At 70.9% G+C, this 25,176-nt stretch carries 24 protein-coding genes; 16 read left to right on the plus strand and 8 right to left on the minus strand.

The window, feature by feature from the left end; translation table 11 throughout:
- Positions 1-21: 21 nt before the first annotated feature.
- On the plus strand, positions 22-1,539 hold the full coding sequence (gene glpK / locus OG788_RS04140) for a glycerol kinase GlpK (protein WP_406369142.1): 1,518 nt from the start codon (positions 22-24) through the stop codon (positions 1,537-1,539).
- 87 nt (positions 1,540-1,626) lie between these two features.
- Here glpK and OG788_RS04145 read toward each other — a convergent pair whose 3' ends face one another.
- Positions 1,627-2,010, minus strand: coding sequence for a hypothetical protein (locus OG788_RS04145; protein WP_406369143.1), 384 nt, complete (start codon positions 2,008-2,010; stop codon positions 1,627-1,629).
- A gap of 64 nt (positions 2,011-2,074) precedes the next feature.
- Here OG788_RS04145 and OG788_RS04150 point away from each other — a divergent pair, with 64 nt between their 5' ends.
- The 3 genes from OG788_RS04150 (at position 2,075) to OG788_RS04160 (ending at position 4,061) form a co-directional block, all read left to right on the plus strand.
- A complete protein-coding gene (locus tag OG788_RS04150; protein WP_406369144.1) occupies positions 2,075-2,203 on the plus strand; it encodes a hypothetical protein in 129 nt (42 codons plus the stop codon).
- Between the two features lie 76 nt (positions 2,204-2,279).
- A complete protein-coding gene (locus tag OG788_RS04155) occupies positions 2,280-2,771 on the plus strand; it encodes a peptidylprolyl isomerase (RefSeq protein WP_351543945.1) in 492 nt (163 codons plus the stop codon).
- A 681-nt stretch (positions 2,772-3,452) separates the two neighbouring features.
- The gene (locus OG788_RS04160; protein ID WP_406369145.1) at positions 3,453-4,061 is read left to right on the plus strand and encodes a hypothetical protein; all 609 of its coding nucleotides are present in this window, start codon (positions 3,453-3,455) and stop codon (positions 4,059-4,061) included.
- 230 nt (positions 4,062-4,291) lie between these two features.
- Here OG788_RS04160 and OG788_RS04165 read toward each other — a convergent pair whose 3' ends face one another.
- Entirely contained in the window at positions 4,292-5,689 is a 1,398-nt protein-coding gene (locus OG788_RS04165; RefSeq protein ID WP_406369146.1) for a hypothetical protein, read from the minus strand.
- A gap of 362 nt (positions 5,690-6,051) precedes the next feature.
- On the opposite strand from OG788_RS04165, the gene OG788_RS04170 reads away from it, so the two are divergent.
- Both OG788_RS04170 and OG788_RS04175 read left to right on the plus strand, forming a co-directional pair.
- Positions 6,052-6,483, plus strand: coding sequence for a DUF485 domain-containing protein (locus tag OG788_RS04170; protein ID WP_406369147.1), 432 nt, complete (start codon positions 6,052-6,054; stop codon positions 6,481-6,483).
- Positions 6,480-8,090: a cation acetate symporter gene (locus tag OG788_RS04175; RefSeq protein ID WP_406369148.1), complete on the plus strand. Its 1,611-nt coding sequence runs from the start codon at positions 6,480-6,482 to the stop codon at positions 8,088-8,090. Before OG788_RS04170 ends, OG788_RS04175 begins: the two co-directional genes overlap by 4 nt.
- Before the next feature lie 41 nt (positions 8,091-8,131).
- Here the strand turns inward: OG788_RS04175 and OG788_RS04180 are convergent, their stop codons facing one another.
- A complete protein-coding gene (locus OG788_RS04180; RefSeq protein ID WP_406369149.1) occupies positions 8,132-9,625 on the minus strand; it encodes a long-chain-fatty-acid--CoA ligase in 1,494 nt (497 codons plus the stop codon).
- On the minus strand, positions 9,622-10,695 hold the full coding sequence (locus OG788_RS04185) for a TauD/TfdA family dioxygenase (RefSeq protein ID WP_406369150.1): 1,074 nt from the start codon (positions 10,693-10,695) through the stop codon (positions 9,622-9,624). Before OG788_RS04185 ends, OG788_RS04180 begins: the two co-directional genes overlap by 4 nt.
- A 158-nt stretch (positions 10,696-10,853) precedes the next feature.
- Here OG788_RS04185 and OG788_RS04190 point away from each other — a divergent pair, with 158 nt between their 5' ends.
- From OG788_RS04190 to OG788_RS04230, 9 genes are all read left to right on the plus strand, one after another.
- A complete protein-coding gene (locus OG788_RS04190; RefSeq protein ID WP_351543986.1) occupies positions 10,854-11,855 on the plus strand; it encodes an AraC family transcriptional regulator in 1,002 nt (333 codons plus the stop codon).
- Between the two features lie 353 nt (positions 11,856-12,208).
- Entirely contained in the window at positions 12,209-13,261 is a 1,053-nt protein-coding gene (locus tag OG788_RS04195) for a 3-keto-5-aminohexanoate cleavage protein (RefSeq protein ID WP_406369151.1), read from the plus strand.
- Positions 13,262-13,426: 165 nt separating this feature from the next.
- Complete coding sequence (locus OG788_RS04200) at positions 13,427-14,401, plus strand: quinone oxidoreductase family protein (protein WP_406369152.1); 975 nt, start codon at positions 13,427-13,429, stop codon at positions 14,399-14,401.
- Between the two features lie 48 nt (positions 14,402-14,449).
- On the plus strand, positions 14,450-15,358 hold the full coding sequence (locus tag OG788_RS04205) for a TauD/TfdA dioxygenase family protein (protein WP_406369153.1): 909 nt from the start codon (positions 14,450-14,452) through the stop codon (positions 15,356-15,358).
- Positions 15,359-15,458: 100 nt separating this feature from the next.
- The gene (locus OG788_RS04210; protein WP_406369154.1) at positions 15,459-16,745 is read left to right on the plus strand and encodes an MFS transporter; all 1,287 of its coding nucleotides are present in this window, start codon (positions 15,459-15,461) and stop codon (positions 16,743-16,745) included.
- Complete coding sequence (locus OG788_RS04215) at positions 16,742-17,320, plus strand: RBBP9/YdeN family alpha/beta hydrolase (protein ID WP_406369155.1); 579 nt, start codon at positions 16,742-16,744, stop codon at positions 17,318-17,320. The genes OG788_RS04210 and OG788_RS04215 overlap by 4 nt, the downstream gene beginning before the upstream one ends.
- A 29-nt stretch (positions 17,321-17,349) precedes the next feature.
- A complete protein-coding gene (locus OG788_RS04220) occupies positions 17,350-19,353 on the plus strand; it encodes an acetoacetate--CoA ligase (protein ID WP_406369156.1) in 2,004 nt (667 codons plus the stop codon).
- Between the two features lie 220 nt (positions 19,354-19,573).
- Complete coding sequence (locus tag OG788_RS04225; RefSeq protein WP_266754868.1) at positions 19,574-19,948, plus strand: hypothetical protein; 375 nt, start codon at positions 19,574-19,576, stop codon at positions 19,946-19,948.
- Positions 19,949-20,196: 248 nt separating this feature from the next.
- Complete coding sequence (locus tag OG788_RS04230) at positions 20,197-20,571, plus strand: ArsR/SmtB family transcription factor (protein ID WP_406376663.1); 375 nt, start codon at positions 20,197-20,199, stop codon at positions 20,569-20,571.
- 241 nt (positions 20,572-20,812) lie between these two features.
- Here the strand turns inward: OG788_RS04230 and OG788_RS04235 are convergent, their stop codons facing one another.
- Positions 20,813-21,067: a hypothetical protein gene (locus OG788_RS04235; protein WP_406369157.1), complete on the minus strand. Its 255-nt coding sequence runs from the start codon at positions 21,065-21,067 to the stop codon at positions 20,813-20,815.
- A 76-nt stretch (positions 21,068-21,143) separates the two neighbouring features.
- Positions 21,144-21,398 carry a helix-turn-helix domain-containing protein gene (locus OG788_RS04240; protein WP_406369158.1) on the minus strand — a complete coding sequence of 85 codons (255 nt, stop codon included), beginning with the start codon at positions 21,396-21,398 and terminating at the stop codon, positions 21,144-21,146.
- 361 nt (positions 21,399-21,759) lie between these two features.
- On the opposite strand from OG788_RS04240, the gene ligA reads away from it, so the two are divergent.
- On the plus strand, positions 21,760-23,844 hold the full coding sequence (gene ligA, locus OG788_RS04245) for an NAD-dependent DNA ligase LigA (RefSeq protein ID WP_406369159.1): 2,085 nt from the start codon (positions 21,760-21,762) through the stop codon (positions 23,842-23,844).
- 246 nt (positions 23,845-24,090) lie between these two features.
- Here the strand turns inward: ligA and OG788_RS04250 are convergent, their stop codons facing one another.
- The gene (locus OG788_RS04250; RefSeq protein WP_406369160.1) at positions 24,091-24,633 is read right to left on the minus strand and encodes a GNAT family N-acetyltransferase; all 543 of its coding nucleotides are present in this window, start codon (positions 24,631-24,633) and stop codon (positions 24,091-24,093) included.
- Between the two features lie 117 nt (positions 24,634-24,750).
- Complete coding sequence (locus tag OG788_RS04255) at positions 24,751-25,161, minus strand: Fur family transcriptional regulator (RefSeq protein WP_266754880.1); 411 nt, start codon at positions 25,159-25,161, stop codon at positions 24,751-24,753.
- Positions 25,162-25,176: the final 15 nt, after the last annotated feature.

Genomic DNA, 25,176 nt, shown 5'->3' on the forward strand with positions numbered 1-25,176 from the left:
CCACAGCAGAGGCGGCAACCCATGGCTGACTTCGTGGGCGCGGTGGACCAAGGGACCACCAGCACCCGATTCATGATCTTCGACCACGCCGGCAACGAGGTGGCGAAGCATCAGATGGAACACGCCCAGATCCTTCCGCGCTCCGGGTGGGTCGAGCACGACCCGGTGGAGATCTGGGAACGCACCAACTCGGTGATCCAGAACGCCCTGCGGCACAAGAACCTGACCGCGGAGGACCTGGCGGCGATCGGCATCACCAACCAGCGGGAGACCACCGTCGTGTGGGACCCGCGCAACGGCCGTCCATACTACAACGCCATCGTCTGGCAGGACACCCGGACCGACTCCATCGCCGCGGCCCTGGATCGTTCAGGCCAGGGCGATGTCATCCGCCGCAAGGCGGGGCTGCCGCCGGCGACGTACTTCTCCGGCGGCAAGATCCAGTGGATCCTGGAGAACGTCGACGGTGTCCGCGAAGCGGCGGAACAGGGACACGCGCTCTTCGGCAACACGGACGCCTGGGTCCTGTGGAACCTGACCGGCGGTCCCGACGGCGGCATCCACGCCACCGACGTGACCAACGCCAGCCGCACCATGCTGATGAACCTCGAGACCCTGGACTGGGACGAAGAGCTGCTGGGCTTCTTCGGTGTCCCCCGGGCCATGCTGCCCAGCATCAACCCCTCGTCCCACCCCGAGGCGTACGGTACGACGCGCACCTCCCGGCCCTTGCGCGCCCCCATCCCCATCACCGGGGTGCTCGGCGACCAGCAGGCGGCCACCGTCGGACAGGTCTGCTACGCGCCCGGCGAAGCCAAGAACACCTACGGCACCGGCAACTTCCTGGTGCTCAACACCGGTACGGAGCTGGTCCGTTCGCAGCACGGCCTGCTGACCACCATGGCCTACCAGTTCGGTGACAGCCCCGCTGTCTACGCGCTGGAGGGCTCCATCGCGGTCACCGGATCCGCCGTGCAGTGGCTCCGCGACCAGATGAAGATCATCAGTGACGCGGCCGAGAGCGAGACGCTGGCCCGTACCGTCGAGGACAACGGCGGGATGTACTTCGTCCCGGCGTTCTCGGGTCTGTTCGCCCCGTACTGGCGCTCCGACGCCCGCGGCGCGATCGTCGGCCTCGCCCGGTACAACAGCAACGCCCACCTGGCGCGGGCGACCCTGGAGGCCATCTGCTACCAGAGCCGCGATGTCGTCGAGGCCATGGAGCAGGACTCCGGAGTCCATCTCGATGTGCTCAAGGTCGACGGCGGCGTGACCGCCAACGACCTGTGCATGCAGATCCAGGCCGATGTCCTCGGCGTGCCGGTGAGCCGCCCCGTCGTCGCCGAGACCACCGCGCTCGGTGCCTCGTACGCGGCGGGTCTGGCCACCGGCTTCTGGCAGAACACCGACGAACTGCGCACCCACTGGCAGGAGTCCAAGCGCTGGGAGCCCGAGTGGTCCGAGGACCGGCGGCAACAGGGCTACGCGGACTGGAAGAAGGCGGTGGAACGCACCCTCGACTGGGCGAAGGTCGAATAGACCGGCCTGTCGGCCACGCGGATGACCGAGGCAGCACCGTCCAGCCCCTGGCTCGTATCGCGACAGGGGCTGGACGCGCGCCCGCTCTCATGTGCAGTCGCGAACCGGGTCGGTCTCGCTGTAGATCGCGGTGTCCTTCATGAATCCCAGTTGTCCGTTGTCGGCGACGGTCATGAGCCAGCGGGTCGGGTGCGGCCCGCCGACCCAGGCCTGGCCGTCCTCCTTGCAGTAGAACCAGCTCGGGTTGGAGTACATGTGCCCGACCACGGTATTCGGGTCCGGATACGAGTGGTTGTTGCCGATGATGCCGTAGACGGCAGCACCCGACACGTTGTTGCAGTACCACCTGATGCCGCCGTCATTGGTCCAGCAGCCGGCGGCGGCGTGGGCGGACGGCACGGCCGCGGTCCCGAAACCGACGGCGAGCGCGGCGGTCGCGAACCCCGCTCCGAGCTTCCTGTTCAGACGCATGTCTCTCCCCCGTGCAGCGGTCCGCCGAAGGGCGGACAGGCCAAGGCGCATGGATGCGCGGTCTATGGCCCACTATGTCGAGAGGGCGGCCGCCAGGCCGATCGTTTCGATCCTGGTGGAAATCTCGGTGATGTCCGAGGCACGGTTCACCCGCAGCTCATCGCCCGGCGACTACGGGCCACACGCCGAATGATCACCCCCGGTCACGCGACCACCCCCTCAGCCTCTCTATGCTCGGGGTCGACATTCGCATCCGAAGGAGCAGAGCAATGAGCAAGAACGTCTACTTCGAGGTCACCGCCGACGGCGAGCCGCTGGGCCGCATCGAGTTCAAGCTGTACGACGATGTCGTCCCGAAGACGGCGCAGAACTTCCGTGAGCTCGCCACCGGCGAACACGGCTTCGGCTACAAGGGCTCGCCGTTCCATCGGGTCATCCCGGACTTCATGCTCCAGGGCGGCGACTTCACGAACCAGAACGGCACGGGCGGCAAGAGCATCTACGGCGAAAAGTTCGCCGACGAGAACTTCACGCTCAAGCACACCAAGCCGGGTCTGCTGTCCATGGCCAACGCGGGCCGGAACACCAACGGCTCGCAGTTCTTCATCACCACCATCGTCACCGACTGGCTGGACGGCAAGCACGTCGTCTTCGGCGAGGTCGTCCAGGGCATGGACGTCGTGAAGGCGGTCGAGGCGCTCGGCAGCCGTGCCGGCACCACCAAGAAGAAGATCGTCATCTCCGACAGCGGCACTGTCTGAGCGGTCCGACGGCCTGGGACCACCCCACGGACGAGTGCTGACGGAGGCGGCGGAGCACCACCCGCCGCCTCCGTCGGGCGCTCGGCCCCGGCGGGCGGTGCCCGGGTGGTCAGGGGCGCGGCTGCGTCTCGCCGACACGGCGTTCGTCCATGGCCCTGCGGGCTCCCGGCGACCTCCTCAAGGGGATCAGTGGCCGGAGAGGCCCCCGGACGTGTCCGCACCGTCCAGGGCCTCCGTCTCCCGGCCGGGTCGGTGCTGAACTCCCAGAGGGCGCGCAGCGGTTGACCGGAGGAGACCCTCGGGGCCCGCTGCTCGCTCTCACCGAACACCCGGAACTTCAGGCACGGTTGTGCCGTCCGTGTCGCCGAGGATCGAGTCCGCCGCCACCGACGCGGCGGCGATACCGACACCCCCTGCCGGGCTCACCGCGCGACCGGCCGCGCGGGTCTCCGCAGCCACCGGAACCGATCGTGTCCCACCCGTCGCGGGGCCAGGAAAGAGTTCAGCCGGATTCGTGGCCGGAACCCGACTCCAGGGGACCGGCGCGTCTCCGAGGGGTAGCCCCTACCCGCACACGCCGAGGCGCGCGGGGTTGGGGGGCTGGCCCGAGTGACACGGAGGGGGCGAACGCCCGGAGAACGCTTGTCAGTACGCGCGCAGCGGCGACGAACGATCCGTCGGTTGCGTGAGGAGGGCCTCTACGGACCCGCGCTGCGTGAGGTCCTGCCCGCCCTCGCCGCGGTCGTCGTCGCCCTGTGCGCGGTCGTCGCGGGCCTGGCCGTCGGCTACCGCGTGGCCGGCGTCGGTGTACCCCTCGGCGCGCTGGCTCTCCTGGCCGTCGCCGCGCCGGCCGCGGTACGCCGTCACCGGCCGCTGGCCCGGCGCCGTCACGGCTTCTACACACCCGAGGAGCTCGCGGAGCTGGACACGGAGGGCCTGGCCCTGGCCGTGTCCCGGATGCTGCGCCGCGACGGCTGGCGCGTACTCCCGCCGCGGCGGACCGCGGACCGCGTCCGGATGTGCCTACGGGCACGGGACGGTCGCGGGCAGCGCCTGGAGGTCGCCTTCCGGCCCGTTGCCGAGCCGCTGCCCGACGAGGAGGCGCCCTCTCGTGCGGGACGTCCGGGGGGCTCCGCTCCCCCGCTTCGTCTCGTGGTCCACCGAGGGGCCTTCAGCCGGCGTGACGTCCAGTGGGCACGGCGGCAGGGCGGGGTTCGCCTGATCGACGGTTCGTGCCTCAGGCGCTGGGCGTACGGGACACCGCTGAACGAACTGAGCGACTCCCCCTGACTCCGCCCGAGCGTGACCGACGGCTGACGGCCGACGGCCGACGGCCGACGGCCGCCGACCGTCGGGCGTCGGGCGTCGGGCGTCGGGCGTCGGGCGTCGGGCGTCGGGCGTCGGGCGTCGGGCGTCGACGAACACGAGCGGGGCCGAGGAGGCCGGCGCCTCGGTCTGCGGAAGCCCCGCAAACCAGGAGGCCGAGGCGCAACACACCATGCTCGGACCGGGTGTTCGCGTCAGCGAGGGATCCCCGCGTCGTCCAGGTAGCGGTGCATGACGTCCACGGGAAGGCTCGGGTTGCCGAGGGCTCGGGAGGAGGTCGCCGGATCCTCTCCGCAGCTTCGGACGATGAGGTCGACCGGCAGTGCCGGGTGGCCGGCCGCCATCGCACGCACACGGTCGTCGGGGTCGGCGAGCAACCGGACCAGGATCTCGACGGGCGCTTCGGAGTCGAGCCCCACGAGCTGTCGTTTCTCCGGGTCCGGGTCGTCGGCGAAACGTGCTCCGTTGCCCGCGCGCGGGAAGTTCGGGTGGCTCACCAGAGCGCCCTTCGTGATGACCTTGCAGTCGAGACAGGTCCGCAGCACCACCTCCCCCTCGACGGTCGGCTGGTTCTCGCACAACAGGAGTCGTACCGGGTGGTCGTCGTCCTTCGAGAGCAGCTCGACGGCGTCGGCCGGCAGGTGCGGACTGCAGGCGGCGCTGCGCCGCAGCAGCGTGTTGGCCGATCCGGCGCATCGCCGCAGGGTGTCGGGATCGGCGCTCAGACGAACCCATTCGACGGGATCGAGCCGGTCGGACGGGCCGACGGTGACGTCGATGGCGGTGCGTTCCGTCTCCGTCAGCTCGGGTCGTACCGATACCGCCAGCCGGACACTGTGCGTTTCGTCGTTCGCCAGCGTCCTGACGAGGCCGATGGGCACCTTGAGGTTCTCCGCCAGCGCGCGCCGGTCCTCCGTCCCGGTACGCGCCGCGAGCCGTTCGGCGGTCGCCGCGCTCATGGCGCCGTACCGGATCACATCGCGCCTGCGGATGCCGTCGATTCCCGCGTCGAGGAGCAGGTCCGTGCAGCCCGCGTCCTCGCGGCAGGCCTTCATCATGGCCGCCTGACGTACGTCGTCATCGGCGTCGCGCAGCAGCCGGCTCCGGGTGTCCTCGGAGAGCGCGTTCCACTCGCGGCAGGCCGCCTGCCGAAGGTCCGCGTCCTGATGGTCGGCGAGCCCGGCGACCAGGCTCGGAGCCGTGTTGCGGGAGAAGGCCGCGGCTCGGCGGACCCGCGGTTCCGGATCGGCGAGCAGACGCCGCTGGACGGACAGGGGCAACGGCCGCACGGTGACGCGGAACCATTCGGGTCCGTCGGCGAGGCCGTGGCGCACGCGTGGATCGGGATCGTCCGCGAGCCGGGCACGTTGTTCCGGCGTCACCGAGGGGTTGTCGGCGAGCGCCGACCGCAGCAGGCGGTCGGGGTGCGTGACGACGGCGTCGACCACCTCGTCCGGCAGAGGACGCCAGGCGATCACGCTCCTGGCCGCTTCGGCTTCCTCGCACAGCAGCCTGATCAGTACCGCGGCCGGCGCCGCGGGGTTTCTCGCGATCGCGGCAATGGTCTCGCGGTGAGCGCGATCTCCACGCATGGTTCCCCTCCCTGATCGCCGGCGGGCTGCGCGCGGCCCGCAGATTGTGTGCAGCTCGCGTTCGCGGGGTCAACGTCGACGATCATGCTCTGGCGGCTGTCCGGAGACCGACGGCCGGCAGTCCGGGGCGGCCCGGGATCCGCGGCCGGACGTGCGCCACATCCCCCACTCCGAGCCCGGACGTCACAGCGGTTTCACCGGCAACAGGCGAGGTCAGGGGCATGGACACGCTCCCACCAGGTACTTGAGGGAAACCGCTTCGCATGGGCCGAAGGGCCGAATAGCGTGCGAGGACCCGAGCCGCTCCCCCACCGACCGACGGTCCATGTACGCCGGGCCCGCACCCCCACCAGGAGACCGGCATGTCGTTCGACAGTTCCGCCCCGCATCCCGGACCACTCGACGGACGGCACGGTTCCCGCTCCCGTCCTGTCCCACACCCCAGCGGGGAATCCTTACGCGGCGGGGCATCACCCCGCACCTGGACCGGGCACCATCGCGATCTGCGTATCCTGCGCCGCGCCTATCGTCGGCAGCGGCGTGTGACCACGTTCGTGGTCCTCGGCTGCTTCACCCTCTTCCTCGGCCTCTCGGCCGGCTGCCCCGGCTTCATGGCCCGCCCTGTCGCCGGAGGCATGTCGACGGGCCTGGTCTTCGCCCTCGCCCAGATCCCCGCCACTTGGCTCGCCGTACTCCTCTACGAGGGCACCGCCCGCCGATACGTCGATCCCCTCGCCCGCCGCGTGAACCGGAGTACCCCCTGGGCTCGCGGCGAGCAGGAGCGGAAGCGGTGAGCGTCTTCGGCGGCACCGCACAGACCTGGTCCCTGGTCGCCTTCTCCGTCGCGGTCACCGTGACCCTGCTGCTGTGCGTGGTGACCGGCCCCGACAGCGACGATCTCGCCGAGTTCTACACCGGCTACCGCTCGCTGTCCCCGCTGCGCAACGGACTGGCCATCGCGGGCGACTACATCTCCGCCGCGACCGTGCTGACCATCGGCGGCGTGATCGCCCTGTGCGGTTACGACGGTGTCGTGCTGGCTCTCAGCACCCTGCTGTCCCTGCTGGTGCTGATGTTCCTGCTGGCCGAACCCCTGCGGAACACGGGCACGTTCACGATGGGCGACGTACTGGCCCGCAGGATGCCCGGACGGGCCGTACGGATCGCCGCGTGCGGCGTGACGATCGCCGCGCTCGTGCCGATGATGCTCGTCCAACTCGCCAGCACCGGGCAGCTGCTGGCCTTCATCCTCGGCTTCTCCGACACCTCCATGAAGACCGGCTGCATCGTGGGTGTCGGCGCCCTGATGATCACCTACGCGGCCATCGGCGGCATGCGGGGCACCGCGCTGATCCAGATCCTCAAGATGGTGGTGCTCCTCGGCTCCGGAATCGTCGTCGCCGTACTGATCCTGAGCCGGTTCCACTGGAATCCCGGGGCCCTGTTCACCGCGGCCGCGAAGCGCAGTGGCGCACCGGGCGACTTCCTGCACGGCGGGCTTCAGTTCGCCGGTGGCCCGCACCCCCGGCTCGACATGATCAGTACGCAGTGCGCGATCGTGCTGGGCGGTGCCTGCCTGCCGCACGTGACGATGCGCATGTTCACCGCGAACAGCGCCCGCCAGGTGAGGCGTTCGATGTCCTGGGCGGTGTCCTCGGTGGCGTTGTTCATGATGGTGGCGGGCGTCATCGGCATCGGCGCGGCGGCGATGGTCGGCCGGGCCGGCATCGCCGCCGCCGACCCTCGCGGGCACACCGCCTATCTGCTCGGCTCACGAGCCGCGTTCGGCCCGGTGGTGTCCCGGGCGGAGACCCTGGTGTTCACCACGATCACCACGGCGATCTTCCTCACGCTGCTCGCCTCCGTCGCCGGTATGACCCTCGCCTGCGCCAACTCGCTGGCCCACGACGTCTTCGCGGGCCGGAACACCGCCATGACACCGCGGCGCGAGACGGCCCTGGCCCGCGGCTCGGCCCTGGTCGTCGGCGCCCCCGTGATCGCGCTCGCGGTCCTCGTCCAGCACCGCAGTCTGCAACCGCTCGCCACGCTGTCCTTCTGCGTGGGTGCCTCCGCGATCGCCCCCGCTCTGGTGTACAGCCTCTTCTGGCGCCGCTACACGGGCACCGGCCTGATGTGCACGCTCATCGGCGGCACCCTCGCCGTCCTGATCCTGATGCCGGGCACCAGGCTGGTGTCCGGCTCCCCGACGTCCGCCTTTCCCGCCGCCGACTTCAACTGGTTCCCGTTCACCACCACGGGGCTGGTGTCCATCCCGCTGGGCTTCGCCTTCGGCTGGCTCGGCAGCCTGCTGTCGGGACGCCGCGCGGCGGTCCGGGAACGGGGGCGGTACGAGGGTGTGGAGAGCCTGATCCTCGCGGGGCCGCGGCAGAGGGAGCGGTGACGGTGGCCGGTTCCCCGCCACCGCCGCCCTCCCTCAGTCGTTCACGGGCCGCTGACCACGATCTCGCGCTTGAGGATCTTGCCCGTGGGCCCCTTGGGCAGTTCGTCCGCGATCGTGACGACGCGCGGGTACTTGTACGCCGCGACCCGCTCCTTGGCGTGGGCGATGATCTCCTCGGCCGTGGCCTTCGCGCCGGGCCGGAGCGTGACCACCGCCGCGATCTCCTCACCGTGCAGGGGGTGCGGCATGCCCACGACGGCGGCCTCGGCGACGGCGGGGTGCTCGTACAGGACCTCCTCGACCTCACGCGGGTAGACGTTGTAGCCGCCGCGGATGATCATGTCCTTCTTGCGGTCGACGATGAAGTAGAAGCCGTCCTCGTCCACCCGGGCCAGGTCGCCGCTGTGGAACCACCCGTCGCGGACCGCCTCCGCGGTGGCGTCCGGGCGGTTCCAGTAGCCGGTCATGATGTTCTCGCCGCGGATGGCGATCTCGCCGATCCCGCCCGGCGCGACCCCGGCGCCGTCCTCGGCGACGAGCCGCATCTCGACCCCGCGGATGGGCAGCCCGATCGACCCCGCCTTGCGCGGACGGTCGGGGTGGTTGAACGCGGCGACCGGTGACGTCTCGGAGAGTCCGTACCCCTCCAGCACGGGGGCGCCGAAGCGCCGCTCGAAACCGTGCAGCACCTCGACCGGGAGCGCGGACCCGCCCGAGACGGCCAGGCGCAGCCGGGCGGTGTCGAAGCCGTCGGGAAGCTCGGCGTGGAGCAGCGCGGCGTACATCGTCGGCACTCCGAGGAACACGGTGACCCCGTCCCTGGCCATGATCTCCAGGGCGCGCTGCGGGTCGAACCGCGGCAGCAGGGTCAGTGTGGCGCCGGCGGCGACGGCCGTGTTGAGCGCGCAGGTCTGGCCGAAGGCGTGGAAGAGGGGCAGGCCGCCGAAGAGTACGTCGTCCGGTCCGACCTGGAGGAGCGTCTCGGACGTGGTGAGGGTGTTGGTGGCCAGGTTCCGGTGGGAGAGTTCGGCTCCCTTCGGCGTTCCGGTGGTACCCGAGGTGTAGAGGATCAGGGCGGTGTCGTCCTCGGTCCGGTCGACGGTGTCGAGCAGCGGATCATGGCCCCGCAGCAGGGCGTCGAAGGCCTCGGGCTCGGTCACCAGGCACGCGGTTCCGGTCTCGGCGGCGGCCTTGGTCACCTCGTCGGCGAAGAGCGGGAAGACCAGCGCGATGCGCGCCCCGCAGTCCCGCAGGGTGAAGGCGACCTCGCGGGCCTTGAGCAGCGGATTCATCGGGACGACGACGCCGCCGGCCCGCAGGATGCCGTAGTAGACGACCGGGAACAGGGGGAGATTGGGCATGGTCATCGCGACGCGGTCGCCCGGCAGGACGCCGCGGTCCCGCAGGAGCGCGGCGACGCGGGCGCTGGCGTCGTCCAGCTCGGCGTAGGTGAGCGTGCTGTCGTCATGGCGGACGGCCACGCGGTCGCCGTGGGCCGCGGCGGAGGCGGCCAGGAGGGTGACGAGGTTGGTCATGCCGGATATCTCCTAGGGTTCGTCCCGCCGGGCGAGGCGGTGTGGCGCGGTCGGATCACATCGCGAAGGGTGACCCAGTGCCGTGCGCCCTGGCTACGGGGCCCCCGTGGGAAGGCCAGCCACAGACGCAGCACGTGGCGTTTGTTTTCCGGCGATGCGTGGTCCTCGAACGCCGATCGGGCATGCATCACCTGGTGGGAGTTGACCACAAGCAGGTCTCCGACCTGGAGGTCGAGGTCGAGCCGGTACTCCGGGGAGGCCGCGACGCGGTCGATGAGATCGAAGAGTTCGCGGTCCGCCGGTTCCAGGCGGAGTACCTCGGGGAAGCGCTGGGCGGATTCGATGTAACGGCGGTTGTACCGCGTGCTCGATGCCCCGGCGGGACCGCCGGGGCGGGAGACCAGCGGGGCGGCCGTGTAGGGCGGCTCCCCGGGAGCGTGTTCCTCACGGCGGTCGAAGCAGTACGTGCGGTACAGGCGCTCGGCGAGATCGGGGCGCAGGTCCAGCACCGCGTTGTGGACCGCGGCCGAGCTGACCAGGGAGATCCGTCCGCCGGTGCGAGGGGTGCTCAGCGGCAGCAGGGCGAGGAGGTCGGCACCGTCGGTGTGGAACGGCAGCGCCTCCCGGGTCTGGTAGCCGCGTGTGGCGGGGTCGCTCAGGTCGCGTCCGGTGTCCCGCACATGGCCGAGGACGAGTCCGTCGGCGTTCTGCGGGACGGGCCGGCCCAGGTGCTGGCCGAGGCCCCAGAAGACGGTGCTCGCGGCCGTCTCGCCGAGCCGCTCGACGGGGATGCCCCGGACGACCGCGAAACCTCGTCCGTGGTCGAGGACCCGGGAGAGGCGGGCCAGTTCGCCGGCGAGCGTGGGGAGCGGGAAGTCGGCGGCTGTCAGCCTCAGCAGGGTGAGATCCCGCCTGCGTGCCTCGTGCAGGGCGGCGTCGATCTCGGCGAGCCGGGGCGCCGAGAGGCGCAGCTGCCACTCCTCGGGGTGCGTCAGGTCCTGGCCCTTCCACACCGAGCGGCCCGAGCCGGGCACGGGTGGCGCCTGGTCCGCGTCCGTGGTTCCGTTCATCTTCGCCTCCGATCCGTCGCGTGTTCACCGGCCGGTGAGCGGCCGCCATCAGCAGGCCCGGCCGGTGAACGGCGTCATGCTAGGTTCCTCGACCACCACCATGCTTGTCATGGCGGGACAGGAGACTTGGCTTTTCGGGACATTGCTGGAGCGCGCCCATGAGACCTCTGGTCCGCACCGCCGCACTGAGCGGCTATGTCGAGCTGTGCCGCTCCCTCGGCATCGATCCGCAGTCGCTCCTGAAGCGGGTGGGCCTGGACACCGCCGCCCTCACCGTCCAGGACCGGTGGATCTCGGGTACGGCCGCCGTCCAGGTGCTGGAACTCTCGGCGGCCGAGTCCGGTCACGAGGACTTCGGGGTGCTGCTGGCGGAGTTCCGCCGCTTCTCCAATCTCGGCCCGATCAGTCTGGTCGTCCGCGAGGAACCCGACGTACGCAGCGCGCTGGAACTGCTGATCCGCCACCAGTACATGTACAACGAGGTGCTGCACACCCGGCTGTCCGAGGGGGACGGGCTGGCCACGCTGAAGGTGGATCTGCGGCTCGGCGAGGCGATGGAGTCCCGGCAGGCGACGGAACTGGCCGTCGCCGCCTACCACCGCATCCTGAGCGACTTCCTGCACACCCGCTGGCAGCCGCTCTCCGTGTGGTTCCGGCATGCCGCGCCGGCGGACACCGCGGCGCACCGGCGCGCGTTCGGGCCCATCGTGGAGTTCGACCGCGAGATCGACGGCATCGTCTTCTACGCCGATGACCTCGACGCGCCCAACGCCATGGCCGACCCGCTGCTGCGCGAGTACGCCCAGCAGTACTTCGACGCGATCGCCGTCCCCAAGGACACCACCGCAGCGGACCAGGTGCGCGAGCTGATCGAGGTCCTGCTGCCGACCGGGCGCTGTTCGATCGAGCAGGTCGCGCGCAGTCTCGGCGTCGACCGGCGCACCGTCCACCGGCATCTGGCCGCCTCGGGTGAGACGTTCTCCTCGCTCCTGAACGCCACGCGCCGCCATCTCGCGGAGCAGTTCGTCGCGAACCCGCGGCGCTCGCTGACGGAGATCTCCGATCTGCTGGGGTTCTCGTCGCTGAGCGGGTTCTCACGCTGGTTCCGCGAGCAGTTCGGATGCAGTCCCAAGGCGTGGCGCGGCAGCAAGTCCCCGTAGCAACTCTCCTACCGGGGCTGCCGTGACGGACGGGCCGCGCACCCGCACCGAGCACCGCCCCGCTCGGTGCGCCGGCCGGCCGATGTCCCCAAATGACAAATCATCTGTCCCCTGACGGCAAGCACACCGGTGAGCCCGGCCCTACCTTTGCACCACCGCACAGAAGACGCGGTCGGCCTCCGGAGGGCCCGCGCCACTCCCCGCGCTTCCTCCGGATCGGCCGACCGCAGCGGGCCACCTCGCGCCCGCTGTCACCGGTGACCCGCATCGATCCTCGCCGGACATCCCAGGCCCGCGCAGCACGCGGCGATGCCCCCGGCGAGTGATCACCGATCCGACGAAGGAGACGGACCGTGCACTTCCACGACGACTCGCTCTTCCCCGAGAACCAGGAAAAACTGGTCATCCAGGCCGCTCCCTACGGGCCGGAATGGCTTCCGGGAGACGCCGACGACCTTCCCCTGACGATGGACGAGCACGTGCAGGCGGCCGTCGACTGCTACAACGCCGGCGCCACCGTGCTCCACATCCATGTACGCGAGCTCGACGGCAAGGGCTCCAAGCGGATGTCCAAGTTCAACGAGCTGATGGGCCGGCTGCGTGAGGCCGTGCCGGACATGGTGCTGCAGGTCGGCGGCTCGATCTCGTTCGCCCCCGAGGGCGAGGGTGGTGAGGCGAAGTGGCTGAGCTACGACACCCGCCACATGCTGGCCGACCTGGACCCCGCGCCGGACCAGGTGACGATCGCGATCAACACCAGCCAGATGAACATCGTCGAGATCATGAACGACGACGATCTGGAGGGCACGTCGATCGCGAAGCCCGATTACTACAAGGCGTACCGCGACATGGTCGTCGAGGCCGGTCCCGACTTCTACCTGGAGCACCTCAGGCGTCTGGCCGCGAGCGGCATCCAGCCGCACTTCCAGCTCGCCACCCTGGCGCAGCTCGAGACCGTGGAGCGGCTCATCCGGGCCGGTATCCACACGGGCCCGCTGGTCCTCAACTACGTGGCGATCGGCGGCGGTTTCGCGGGCCGCCACCCGGCCGACCTCATCGAGTTCGTCCGTCGCGCCCCCGACGGCGCCGTCCTGACCATCGAGAGCTCCATGCGCGCCGTGGCACCCATGAACGCGATCGGCATCGCGCTCGGCGTGCACGTCCGGGTGGGCAACGAGGACAACCTGTGGCGGCGCAAGGGCGAGCGCATGTCCAGCGTCGAGCAGGTCGAGCAGATGGTGCAGATCTCCGAGGCGCTCGGCCGTGACATCGCGACCGGCGCGGAGGCCAGGAAGATCTACAAGCTCGGCGAGACCTACTCGGGCGCCGACGAGACCCTGACCCAACTCGGCATGGTGCCGAACCGGCGTCCCGGTCAGCGCGGCTTCATGCTGCGCGACGCCTGACCGAGCCGCGAACAGCCACGCCGACGGTCCGGTCGCGGCCAGATGTCGCGGCCGGATCAGGTGCCGCCGCCCGCTCATGGCGCCACGAGGCCGCCGGGGCCATACCCCCCGGCTCCGGCGGCCCTTCCTCTCCCCTTCACCTGACACCAACAACGGAGCATTCCTGTGGCTCACGCCATTCGATTCAAGGAGACCGGCGGTCCCGAGGTCCTGCGCTGGGAGGAGGTCGTCGTCGGCGACCCCGGCCCCGGTGAGGTGCGGATCCGCCACAACGCCGTCGGACTCAACTTCGCCGACACCTACTTCCGCACCGGCCTCTACCCCGCGGCGCTGCCCGCCGGGCTGGGCGTCGAGGCCGCGGGCGTGGTCGAGGCGGTGGGCGAGGGCGTCACCCGGGTCTCCGAGGGGGACCGGGTCACGTACACCGGCAGTCCGCTCGGGGCCTACAGCACCGAGCGGATCATGCCGGCCGACTCCCTGATCCGGCTGCCGGACGGCATCGGTTTCGAGACCGCCGCCGCGATGACCATGCGCGGCCTGACCTCCGCGTACCTGCTCCGCAGGATCCACCCCCTCGATGCGGGTGACACGATCCTGCTGACCGCCGCCGCGGGCGGCGTCGGACTCATCGTCTGCCAGTGGGCCAAGCTGCTCGGTCTGAACGTCATCGGCACCGTCTCCACCGAGGAGAAGGCCGAACTGGCGCGCGCCCACGGCTGCGACCACGTCATCCGCTACCGGTCCGAGAACGTGGCCGAGCGGGTACGCGAACTCACCGACGGTGCCGGGGTCCCGGTGGCCTTCGACAGCATCGGCAAGACCACCTACGCCGCCTCGCTCGCCTCACTGCGACGCCGCGGCCTGCTGGTCTGCTTCGGCACCGCCTCCGGTCCCGTCCCGCCCATCGACGCCATGCAACTCGCCGTCGGGGGCTCGCTGTTCGTCACCAGGCCCGCGCTCGCCGACTACATCGCGGACCCCGCGGAACGGGCGGAGCTCGCGGGCGAGCTCTTCGACCACGTCACCTCCGGCCGCATCACCATCGAGGTCAACCAGCGCTACGCGCTCGAGGACGCCGCCCAGGCGCACCGCGAACTGGAGGCGGGGCAGACCACCGGATCGTCCGTCTTCGTCCTCTGAGCCCACCCCTCCCCGCGGTCAACTCCACTCTCCCCAGGAGGAAGCACCATGGAACACACGCTCGCTCCCCCCGAGGGCGCGCCGGTCCGCGCCCACACCCGCGGCTCGATCAGGGTCGAACCCCTGACCGGCAGCATCGGCGCGGAACTCTCCGGCGTGAACCTCGGCGACGCCTCACGCGACGACGACCTGTTCGACGAGATCCGGGCGCTGTTGCTCCAGTACAAGGTGCTGTTCCTGCGGGACCAGGACATCACGCGCGCCGAACATGTCGCCTTCGCCGAACGCTTCGGAGCGCTGGAGGACCACCCGGTGGCCGGCAGCGACCCCGACCATCCCGGCCTGGTGCGGATCTACAAGGACCTGGACAGCCCGGCGGAGTCGTACGAGGGAGCCCTGCACACGGATGCCACGTGGCGCGAGAGCCCGCCCATGGGCGCCGTACTGCGCTGTATCGAAGGGCCCCCCGTCGGCGGGGACACGATCTGGGTCAACATGGCCGAGGCGTACCGCCGACTGCCCGAGGACATCCGCACCAAGATCCGTGGCCTGCGGGCCCGGCACAGCATCGAGGCCACGTTCGGCGCCGCCATGCCGCAGGAGAAGCGACACGCCCTCAAGGCGCGGTTCCCGGACGCGGAGCACCCGGTGGTCCGCGTCCACCCGGAGACCGGCGAGGAGATCCTCTTCGTCAACGCGTTCACCACCCACTTCGTCAACTACCACACGCCCGAGAACGTGCGGTTCGGGCAGGACTTCGCCCCCGGCGCGGGCCTCCTGCTCAACTACCTGATCGGCCAGGCCGCGATCCCGGAGTACCAGGTGCGCTGGCGCTGGACCCCGAACAGTGTCGCCATCTGGGACAACCGCTCCACCCAGCACTACGCCGTGCAGGACTACTGGCCCGCCGTCCGCCGGATGGAGCGCGCCGGGATCGTCGGCGACAGACCGTTCTAGACCCCTTCCTCCAAGAGCGCGTGAGGTGATGACAATGGAGTTGCACACCACTGCTGGGCCCATCCCCGAGACGGACACGACCGCCTCGTCCGGATGGCCCGTGTCCCGACACTACGCCTGGGTGGTCTTCGCCCTCAGTTTCGGCCTGCTGCTGTCCGACTACATGTCCCGGCAGGTCCTCAACGCCGTCTTCCCCGACCTCAAGAGCGAGTGGCTGCTCTCGGACGCGAGGCTCGGCACGCTCAGCAGCGTCGTCGCCCTCATGGTCGGCCTGCTCACGTTCCCCATGTCGCTGATGGCCGACCGCTGGGGCCGGGTCAAGAGCCTGCTGCTGGCCGCGGCGATGTGGAGCGTGGCGACCCTGGGCTGCGCGGTCTCCGCGAGCTACGACCAGATGCTCGTCGGCCGGCTCTTCGTCGGCATCGGTGAGGCGGCGTACGGAAGCGTCGGCATCGCCGTCGTCCTGAGCATCTTCCCGATCGGTCTGCGCGCCACCCTCTCCGGTGCCTTCATAGCGGGCGGTGCCTTCGGTTCGGTCCTCGGCGTGTCGATCGGCGGCGCCGTCGCCGAACACCTCGGCTGGCGCTGGGCGTTCGGCGTCATGGGCATCTTCGGTCTGGTCCTGGCCGCGGTCTACGGGGTCGTCGTCACCGAGAAGAGACTGACACCGGAAGCCGGTTCCACGGGCACCGGGCCCGGCCCCGGACCGCAGGGCCGGCTGCGCGTGCTGCTGCCCCGGCTGTTCTCCTCCGTGGCGGTGATCAGCGCCTACGTGGGCAGCGGTCTCCAACTGTTCATCGCCGCCTCCCTGATGGCCTGGCTGCCCAGCTTCTTCAACCGCTACTACGACATGCCCACCGCCAAGGCGGGCGCGACCGCCGGCATCTTCATCCTCGTCATCGGCGTCGGCATGATCGGCGGCGGCATCGTCTCCGACCGCATCAGCCGGGCGTTCCCCATCCGCAAATGGGCGGTCGCCATCGGGTGCAGCATCGGCTCGCTCGTCCTGCTCATGACCGCCTTCCGACTGCCGACCGGACCTCTCCAGCTCGCGGTGCTGGCGGCCGGAGCCCTGCTGTCGGCCGGCACCGCCGGTCCCGCGACCGCCATGGTGGCCAACCTGACCCCCGCGGCCATCTCCGCGACGGCCTTCGCCACCCTGACCCTCGCCAACAGCCTGCTCGGGCTGGCTCCCGGGCCCGCCGTGACGGGCGCGCTCGCCGACCACATGGGGCTGCTCGGCGCCCTGCGGGTCATCCCGCTCGCCGCGCTCGGCGCCACCCTCGCGTTCCTGGTCGGCCGCCACTTCTACGAGCGTGATCTGCGCCGTCTGACGAGCGGTCCCGTCCCGGCGGCGGAGCCGGAGGACGCGGTGGTGTCCGCGTGAGCGCCACCACCGACCCGGTGATCGTGATCGTCCCCGGACTGCGCGATCACGTCGCGGAACACTGGCAGACCCTGCTGGCGGAACGGCTGGCCGAGGCCGGGCGCACCGTCCGCACCGTCCCGCCGCTCACCGAGGACGCCCTCAGCCGCGAGGCCCGCGTGGCGGCGCTCGACAAGGTGGTCTCGGAGATCGAGGGCCCCGTCGTCCTGGTCGCGCACAGCGCCGGTGTCATCACCACGGTCCACTGGGCCCACGGGAGTTCGGCACAGGTGCGCGGAGCGCTGCTCGTGACTCCGCCGGACTTCGACACCCCGTTGCCCGAGGGATACCCGCCCCCCGAGGTGCTCGGCGAGAACGGCTGGACGCCGGTGCCCCGGACGCCGCTGCCCTTCCCCAGCATCGTCGCGGCCAGCTCGAACGACCCCCTCGGCACGGTCGAGCGGGTCACCGCGCTGGCCCGCGACTGGGGTGGCCGCCTGGTGGATCTCGGCGAGGTCGGCCATCTCAACCCCGCGTCCGGCTACGGCCCTTGGCCGCGCGCGGAGGAACTGCTCCGCGAAGTAGAAACCGGCTGAACGCCGCGTCCAGCCCAGGAAGGCAACCGATGAACACCGACACCGACCTGCTGTGGTCCCCCGGTCGCCGTGAGCTGGAGGACTCCAACATCGCGTGCTTCATGGACTGGGTGAGCGAGGTACGGGGGCTTCACTTCTCCGGCTACGACGAGCTGTGGCGGTGGAGCTCCACCGACCTGGCGGGATTCTGGTCCGCGGTGTGGGAGTTCTACGGGCTGGACGCGGTCACCGACTACGACGAGGTACTGGGCGAGGCGTCGATGCCGGGCGCCGAATGGTTCCCCGGAGCCCGGCTGAACTTCGCCGAACGCTGCTTCGCGCAGGCCACGGACGCCCGCCCCGCGCTCGTCGCCCTGACCGAGGGCGGCACCCCCGAGGACATCTCCTGGCACGAGCTGCGCCGACGGGTCACGGACGTCGCGGCGGCCCTGCGCCGCATGGGCGTGGAGCCCGGCGACTGTGTGGCCGGATACCTCCCCAACCTCCCGCAGACCGTGGTGGCTCTGCTGGCCACGGCCGCCGTCGGGGCCGTGTGGACGGCCTGCTCCCCCGACTTCGGCACGCCCAGCGTGCTCGCCCGGCTCCGCCAGGCACGGCCGACGGTCCTCGTGGCCGCGGACGGATACCGCTACGGCGGCAAGACCTACGACAAGCGCCCGGAGGTCGCCGAACTCGCGGACGGCCTGCCCACCGTCCGCCACATCCTCGCCGTCGACAGCCTCTTCGCGGCCCCGACCGCTCCGTGGTCGGGGCGGCCCGACGTCGAACAGCACGCCTGGTCCGCGCTGCCGGCGGCCGAGGAACCGCTGGACTTCGCCGACGTGCCCTTCGACCACCCGCTGTGGATCCTGTGGTCGTCGGGCACCACGGGGATACCGAAGGGGATCGTCCAGGGGCACGGCGGCATCGTGGTCGAGCTGCTCAAGGCACTGGGACTGGGCGTCGACCTGCGCGCCGACGACCGCTATCTCTTCCTCACCTCCACCAGCTGGATGGTGTGGAACTTCCTGGTCGGCGGGCTGCTGCACGGCAGCACGGTCATCCTGTACGACGGCAGCCCGACCTTTCCCGACATCGACGGCGCCTGGCGGGTCGCCGAACGGACCGGCGCGACCGTGGTCGGCCTGGGCGCCGCCTATCTCACCGCCGCGGAGAAGGCGGACACACGTCCCGCCGACGCGTTCCGACTCGGCGGGCTGCGAACCGTCCTCCAGACCGGATCGTCCCTGCCGCCCAGTACCTGGCGCTGGGTCCACGACCGGCTGACGCCCGGAATGCGGCTCCAGTCCATCTGCGGCGGCACGGACGTCTGCTCGGTCCTCGCGGGAAGCACCCCGCTGCTGCCCGTCCGGGTCGGCCGCATCCAGGCTCCCGCGCTCGGCGTCGCCCTGGCCTCATGGGACCCTCAAGGGCATCCCGTGACCGGTGAGCAGGGCGAGTTGGTGGTGACCGCGCCACTGCCGTCCATGCCGCTCCACTTCGTCGGCGACGCCGACGGCGCCCGCTACCGGGCCAGCTACTTCGAGACCTATCCCGGGGTCTGGCGGCACGGCGACTGGGTCACGATCGACACCGACCTGTCGGTCGTCGTCGCGGGCCGCTCCGACTCCACCCTGAACCGCTCGGGCGTCCGCATGGGCTCCGCCGACATCTACGCGGTCGTCGACCAGCTTCCCGAGATCGCCGACAGCCTCGTCATCGGCGTGGAACAGGCGGACGGCGGCTACTTCATGCCGCTGTTCGTCGTCCCCGCCCAGGGCACCGCGCTCGACGACGGCCTGCGCCGACGGATCACCACGGCCATCAGGAGCCGGCTGTCCCCCCGCCACGTCCCCGACCTGATCGTGCCGGTCCCCGCCGTCCCACGCACCCTCACCGGCAAGAAGCTCGAGGTGCCGGTCAAGCGCATCCTCCAGGGCGCCCGCAGCTCCGACGTCAGCAGCGAAGGATCCATCACCCACCCGGAGATGCTGACGTGGTTCGCGAACTTCGCCGCTGACAAGGCGATTTCGGGGCCCTCGGCCGTCGACTGAGTCACCACCCGCACGGAATCGGGACCTCCGCCTCCGGGTGGTATCCGTGATCACCGACCGGCCAACGGCGATCAATTCAGCTCTCACAGAAGGCATTTCGACGCTCCTTCCGCCAGTCCCGAAACAACTCGGCTGCCCGCCCTGGACGGTCCGTAGGGTCCGGGACACCGACCGGGCTGGAAACCCTCAGCCCGCGCGGTGACCAGGAGGAGACATCGGTATGGCAAATGTGGAGATCTCCCTCAAGGAGACGATGACGTCCATCGAGGGCGCGATGGGCGCCGCCCTCGTCGACTACACGAGCGGCATGGCGCTGGGCACGCTGGGGGGCGGCAAGGACCTCGACCTGAATGTCGCCGCGGCGGGCAACACCGACGTGATCCGGGCCAAGGTGCGCACCATGGAGCACCTCGGGCTCAAGAGCAAGATCGAGGACGTACTGATCACGCTCGAGAACCAGTACCACGTCATCCGGCCGCTCAAGAGCCGTGCCGGCAACGGGTTGTTCCTGTACCTCGTGCTCAACAAGGCGACGTCCAACCTGGCCATGGCCCGCCACCAGCTCGGACGCATCGAAGCCGAACTAGAGGTGTAGACAGCCGGCTTCTCCGCGCCTTCGCATGCCCACGACTTGAAGACTTCTTCAATTAGGTACATCCAGATCAAGTCAATCCCGTGGGCGTGCGGAGGTGGAGCGGCGAGGATCGGTCCCAGGGCACCGCTCGCGGCTGCGGGCAGACAGCCACCCGCACCAGCTGGAGCAACAGCCCGTCCCAGGCGGCAGGGAGCGAACGATTGACCAGGCAGGTTCCCCTCTACCAGGCCAAGGCCGAGTTCTTCCGCATGCTCGGACACCCCGTCCGCATCCGGGTCCTGGAACTGCTGCAGAGCGGACCCGTCTCGGTGCGCGACCTGTTGAGCGAGATCGAGATCGAACCCTCCAATCTTTCGCAGCAACTGGCCGTACTCCGCCGCTCGGGCATCGTGGTGTCCATCCGGGAGGGCTCCACCGTCAGCTACGCGCTGGCCGGCGGCGATGTCGCCGAACTGCTGCGCGCCGCCCGCCGCATCCTCACTGAACTGCTGTCCGGCCAGACCGAGTTGCTGGCCGAACTGCGTCAGGCCGACATCGGCACCGGCCTGCCTCCCGGTCCGCGCGAACCGGACCTCGTCGTGACCCGGTCCGCGCGCCCCTCACCCGCGGTACGGGGCCGTTGACGCCCACCTGCCCCGGCACCAGCCCCGCAGCCCGCGCCCGGCGATCACATGGCGGCCCGTCAGGCCCGGCCCTTTCGCGCGGCGTGCCGGCCGAGCTGGATGCGGCTCTCCGCGCCGGCCCGCGCCATGAGTTCGCCGATGCGCCTCTGCACGGTGCGACGGGAGACGCCGAGGCGGGCACCGGCCGCCTGGTCGGTGAGTCCCGCGAGGACGAGGGCGAGCCTCCGGGCGTCGAACTCGTCTATGGCGTCCGGGCGTTCCTCGACGAGGCCGCCAGGTCCGCGAGGGCCTGGACCACCATTCCGGGCTCGGTCAGCGCCTCCCGGTGCAGGATCGCCCGGTAGAGCACGCCACGGCGGACTCCGGCCCGCTCCGCGGCGTTGGCACTGCGCGGGACGACGGAGAGTTCGGGCACCATCATCAACCGCACCTCGTGCCGGGCGGACTCCTGGAGCTGTCTGAACCGGTGCCGCACCGCGTCGATGTCGCTGATCACCTCCACCGCCCCGCCCCGCCCTCGGCGCCGGTGCGGTGCTGTTCCGCGAGGGCGAGCACCGCGTGCTCCGCAGCGCTCAACTCGTCGCGACGCCACCGTAGTTCCCCGCCGAGCGCCACCGTGGGGGAGCCGCGACGAACAGGGGGGCCGCGCCGTCGATCGCGTCGGTGACAACGATGCCGCGCCCGGACAGAGCGGTGAGGACCTCACGCACCTCGGACTCGGGGCGGCCGCCGTCGGCGGCCGGTTCATGGACGGTGGCCCGTCCACGAGCCACGAGGAGGCGGTAGATCTCCTCCTCGGCCGGACCGGGACCGAGAGCGGCGAGCATGGGCCACTCCTTGAAGTCGGCGAGTGACGCCGGGCGGGCCCCGCGCTGCCGAAGCCCGGGAGAGGCACGCATCCGCTGCGGGGGGCGTCGAACCGGGCGGTCCAGCGGCCCATGGCCGTACGGTCCGGGCGGACCTTCCTCCGACCGCCGCCGCTGCCGCGACGGCCCGCTCGCCTCCTGGGCGGCGCGGTACGAGGGAGATCACGGCCGGGTCCTGCCGGGCCGCGCCGCCCGGGCACGCCCGACGGCCGGCGGCACAGCGCCAGGTCCCACATGTGCCGGATGTGGCCGTTGCGGGGCGGAGCGTGTCCCGCAACGTGGCGGGAGGGCATTGTCAGTGGTGGCAGGCAGGATGGCGGGTATGACAACACCAGTTGCAGTGATCGTGGATGCCGTCGCCTACGCGCAGGCGGTCGAGGACGCTTTGAAGGCATCGGCCGCCTATTACGAGGGCGGCACATCCGTGCTGGACGACGACGCCTACGACCGGCTGGTGCGCGGCATCGCCGCATGGGAGGCCGAGCATCCCGATCAGGTGCTGCCGGACTCGCCGACCGGGAAGGTCGCGGGCGGCGCCGTCGAGGGGGACGTCCCGCACACGGTGGCGATGCTGAGCCTGGACAATGTCTTCTCGCCCGGGGAGTTCACCGCCTGGACCGCGTCGGTGGCCCGGCGGATCGGCCACGAGGTGGAGCGGTTCAGCGTCGAGCCGAAGCTCGACGGCCTGGCCATCGCCGCTCGGTACAGCCAGGGGCGGCTCACGCAGCTGGTCACCCGTGGGGACGGGACGGCCGGTGAGGACGTCTCGCACGCGATCGGAACCATCGAGGGCCTTCCCGACGAGCTCGCCGAGCCGGTCACCCTGGAGGCGCGCGGCGAAGTCCTCATGACGACGGCCCAGTTCGAGCACGCCAACGAGGTGCGCACCGCTCACGGCGGGCAGCCCTTCGCGAACCCGCGCAACGCCGCGGCGGGCACCCTGCGCGCGAAGGACCGTGCCTACACCGTTCCGATGACCTTCTTCGGCTACGGCCTCCTGGCGGTGCCCGGTACCGATGCCGAGTCGGCCGCCCTGTTGGGCGAGCTCGCGCACAGCGATCTCATGGCGCGGGCCGCCGAGCTGGGCGTGAACACCACCGCCACCACCGCCGTTCCCGGCATCACCGCGGCGAGCGCCGAGCAGGTCCTGGAGCGTGTCCAGGAGATCGCGGCGCTGCGCGCCGAGCTGCCGTTCGGGATCGACGGAATCGTCATCAAGGCCGACCTGGCGGCCGACCAGCGGGCCGCCGGGTCCGGTTCACGCGCGCCGCGCTGGGCGATCGCCTACAAGCTCCCGGCCGTCGAAAAGATCACCCGGCTGCTGGAGGTCGAGTGGAACGTGGGCCGTACGGGCATCATCGCCCCGCGCGCCGTGCTGGAGCCCGTCGAGATCGACGGCTCGACCATCACGTACGCCACACTGCACAACCCGGCGGACATCACGCGTCGCGATCTGCGGCTGGGCGACCATGTGATGGTCCACCGCGCCGGCGACGTCATCCCCCGTATCGAGGCACCCGTCGCCCATCTGCGCACCGGCGAGGAGCGGGCCATCGTCTTCCCCGAGGCGTGCCCGAACTGCGGATCCGCCATCGACACCAGCGAGCAGCGCTGGCGCTGCGAGCAGGGCCGCAACTGCCACCTGGTCGCCGCGCTCTCGTACGCCGCGGGCCGCGACCAGCTCGACATCGAGGGCCTCGGTCATACGCGGGTCGTGCAGCTCGTCGAGGCCGGTCTGGTCGCCGATCTCGCCGACCTCTTCACCCTGACCCGCGAGCAGCTCCTCGGCCTGGAGCGCATGGGTGCCACCAGCACCGACAACCTCCTCGCGGCGATCGGGGCGGCCAAGGGCCAGCCGCTGTCGCGCGTGCTGTGCGCGCTCGGTGTCCGCGGCACCGGCCGTTCCATGTCCCGGCGCATCGCCCGGTACTTCGCCACCATGGAGCATGTGCGCGCGGCGGATGCCGAAACGATGCAGCAGGTCGATGGCATCGGCACGGAGAAGGCCCCCTCGATCGTCGCCGAGCTGGCCGAACTCGCCCCGCTCATCGACAAACTCGCCTCCGCCGGGGTCAACATGACGGAGCCCGGCGCCACTCCGCCCGCCCCGGCCGGTGAGGCCGACCCCGAGGCGGAGGGCGACGAGACGGCCGGCGGACCGCTGTCCGGGATGACGGTGGTCGTCACCGGCGCGATGACCGGGGCACTGGAACAGCTCAGCCGCAACCAGATGAACGAACTCATCGAACGCGCCGGGGGGCGTTCCTCCTCCAGCGTGTCGAAGAAGACCACCCTGGTCGTCGCCGGAGAGGGCGCGGGATCCAAGCGCGCCAAGGCGGAGACCCTCGGGATCAGACTCGCCGCACCGGAGGAGTTCGCCACGCTGGTCGCCGACTACCTCACCTGAGGCACGGCCCCGGACTCCGTCTCGTACGAAGACCCGACGGTGGGGCGTCCGGCTGAGGCCCGCGCCTCCGCCGAGAGGCGCTGGCCCTCCCCGCACCACGCCGACGGCCCCGGTCGCACTCTCCCGACCGGGCACGGCGTGCCGCGTCACCAGGCGGGCCGAGGCCGGCGCGGCGCCAGTCCTGGGCGCGGGAATCCGTTCCCCCGCCCACCGGGTGCCCACCGGGTGTCCGTGTCGCCGAGGGCCCTATCCGGGCGGTGGGCCGACCCTTCGGGCCAGTACCTGTCCCGGCCAGGTCCCGGAGAGGAATCGGTCGGTGGGAGTGAACCCGTTGCGCTCGTAGTACGCGACCAGTTCGCCCCCGCCGCCCGCCCAGCAGTCGACCCGCAGCAGGGCGACGCCCGCGCGCCGGGTCTCCTCGGCGGCATGCTCCAGCAGCGCCGCCCCGATGCCCCGACCGGCGTGCCGTCGGTCCGACACCAGCAGCCGGACGTACCGCTCGGGTTCTCCGGCGGGCTTGACCGGCATGTGCGGGCTCGGCCCCGAGTCCAGCACCAGGGCTCCGACGGGCGTTCCGTCCGACTCCGCGAGGTAGGGGGCGTTCTCGGTCGTGTACCGATGGACCCGCTCCACCCCGCCCGCCGTCAGCGAATACGGGGTCGTGCCCCACTGCTCGGTGTTGCCGCGGCCGTTCATCCAGACCACGGCGGCGTCGAGCATGCCGAGAATCGTCGCTGCGTCGGCCGGGCCTCCGGGCCTGATGCGTATGCCCTCTGTCGTGTCGTTCACTGCGGAAGCTTAGGCACCACCGCGCGAGCCTCCACAGGGCCGCGCGCCACCCGGCTGATCACGGACGAGTCCTGCGGGCCCGCGGGCCTGTGGGCCGCCGGGCGGGACCGGACCGTCCTAGGCGCACGAAGGGCACAGGCCCCGGTAGGTGACCTCGACGGCGGCCACCGTGAAACCGAATCGCTCCGTCGCCGGAAGGTCGGCCAGCGGGTTGCCGGTGGGGTGGACGTCACGGACGGTGCCGCAGCGGGAGCACACCAGATGCTGATGAGGGTGGTGGGCATTGGGGTCGTAGCGCTTGGCGCGGCCGTCGGTGGAGACCTCGATGACCTCACCGAGGGAGACCAGCTCCCCCAGCGCGTTGTAGACGGTCGCCCGGGAGATCTCGGGCAGCCGCTCGGCCGCACGGGCGTGCACCTCGTCGGCTGTGAGATGCACATGATCGCCGTCGAGGACCTCCGCAACGACACGCCGCTGGGAGGTCATCCGCCAGCCACGTCCTCGCAGTCGCTCCAGCAGGTCACTCATATGGGTTCACCTTTT

The organism is Streptomyces sp. NBC_00647 (genome assembly GCF_045207245.1).
GTDB lineage: Bacteria > Actinomycetota > Actinomycetes > Streptomycetales > Streptomycetaceae > Streptomyces.

Bases quoted from the DNA above. Each gene is read 5' to 3' on its own strand.
- OG788_RS04150 (WP_406369144.1), top strand. From the start codon at position 2,075: ATGGCCCACTATGTCGAGAGGGCGGCCGCCAGGCCGATCGTTTCGATC.
- OG788_RS04155 (WP_351543945.1), top strand. From the start codon at position 2,280: ATGAGCAAGAACGTCTACTTCGAGGTCACCGCCGACGGCGAGCCGCTG.
- OG788_RS04180 (WP_406369149.1), bottom strand. From the start codon at position 9,625: ATGACCAACCTCGTCACCCTCCTGGCCGCCTCCGCCGCGGCCCACGGC.
- OG788_RS04190 (WP_351543986.1), top strand. From the start codon at position 10,854: ATGAGACCTCTGGTCCGCACCGCCGCACTGAGCGGCTATGTCGAGCTG.
- OG788_RS04240 (WP_406369158.1), bottom strand. From the start codon at position 21,398: ATGCTCGCCGCTCTCGGTCCCGGTCCGGCCGAGGAGGAGATCTACCGC.
- OG788_RS04185 (WP_406369150.1), bottom strand. From the start codon at position 10,695: ATGAACGGAACCACGGACGCGGACCAGGCGCCACCCGTGCCCGGCTCG.
- OG788_RS04145 (WP_406369143.1), bottom strand. From the start codon at position 2,010: ATGCGTCTGAACAGGAAGCTCGGAGCGGGGTTCGCGACCGCCGCGCTC.
- OG788_RS04225 (WP_266754868.1), top strand. From the start codon at position 19,574: ATGGCAAATGTGGAGATCTCCCTCAAGGAGACGATGACGTCCATCGAG.
- OG788_RS04220 (WP_406369156.1), top strand. From the start codon at position 17,350: ATGAACACCGACACCGACCTGCTGTGGTCCCCCGGTCGCCGTGAGCTG.
- glpK (WP_406369142.1), top strand. From the start codon at position 22: ATGGCTGACTTCGTGGGCGCGGTGGACCAAGGGACCACCAGCACCCGA.
- OG788_RS04170 (WP_406369147.1), top strand. From the start codon at position 6,052: ATGTCGTTCGACAGTTCCGCCCCGCATCCCGGACCACTCGACGGACGG.
- OG788_RS04165 (WP_406369146.1), bottom strand. From the start codon at position 5,689: ATGCGTGGAGATCGCGCTCACCGCGAGACCATTGCCGCGATCGCGAGA.
- OG788_RS04205 (WP_406369153.1), top strand. From the start codon at position 14,450: ATGGAACACACGCTCGCTCCCCCCGAGGGCGCGCCGGTCCGCGCCCAC.
- ligA (WP_406369159.1), top strand. From the start codon at position 21,760: ATGACAACACCAGTTGCAGTGATCGTGGATGCCGTCGCCTACGCGCAG.
- OG788_RS04230 (WP_406376663.1), top strand. From the start codon at position 20,197: ATGCTCGGACACCCCGTCCGCATCCGGGTCCTGGAACTGCTGCAGAGC.
- OG788_RS04255 (WP_266754880.1), bottom strand. From the start codon at position 25,161: ATGAGTGACCTGCTGGAGCGACTGCGAGGACGTGGCTGGCGGATGACC.